Source organism: Bacillus sp. LR--39, assembly GCF_053613335.1.
In genome coordinates, this window is sequence record NZ_JBSIOT010001330.1 from 1 (window position 1) to 572 (window position 572).

The following is a 572-nucleotide window of genomic DNA, read 5'->3' on the forward strand; positions in this document are numbered from 1 at the left end:
TCTTGCCGTCTTCCCACTCGGCCGTCTCATCGGAAGTTTTAGTTGAGCGGCTTAAAAAACGGTACCCGCTGTTTACATCCTGAAAGATCACTTGATAAGTTTTCGGATGAATATTTGGTTTCATATGCCATTCCTCCTATCAAAACGTAATAATTACGTTTTATTATATACCTTTCAAATCCCTGTGTCAAAAATGAATGTTCATTTGCCATACTTAATCCCTTTATCCATTTTAACCTCCTACAGGAAGAATAATCTAAAAAAGGCGGTAAACAATAAAAAGCAAAATGGTGTAAATGAAAGGTGGTTTTCCGGATGAATGACTTGATTTTTGCAAGAAGCCTTTTCGGAACAACGATGGGATTCCATATTATTTTTGCCTCGCTCGGTGTCGGAATTCCTTTGATGATTTTGCTGGCCGAGCTGATCTATCAAAGAACGAAAGATCCCCACTACGCCATTATGGCCAAAAGATGGACGAAGGCGCAGGCCGTGTTGCTCGGGGTCGCCATACCGACCGGAACCATTGCCGGCACGCAGCTAGCCCTGCTCTGGCCGGGATTCATGGAAGT

1 protein-coding gene and 1 pseudogene are annotated in these 572 nt (G+C 43.4%); one reads left to right on the plus strand and one right to left on the minus strand.

What is annotated here, in order from left to right; genetic code table 11:
• Positions 1 to 124: pseudogene (locus ACWHAR_RS30300) on the minus strand (50S ribosomal protein L31); the annotation flags it as partial.
• Between the two features lie 191 nt (positions 125 to 315).
• On the opposite strand from ACWHAR_RS30300, the gene ACWHAR_RS30305 reads away from it, so the two are divergent.
• A partial coding sequence (locus tag ACWHAR_RS30305) for a cytochrome ubiquinol oxidase subunit I (RefSeq protein WP_452088835.1) occupies positions 316 to 572 on the plus strand: 257 nt, incomplete at its 3' end.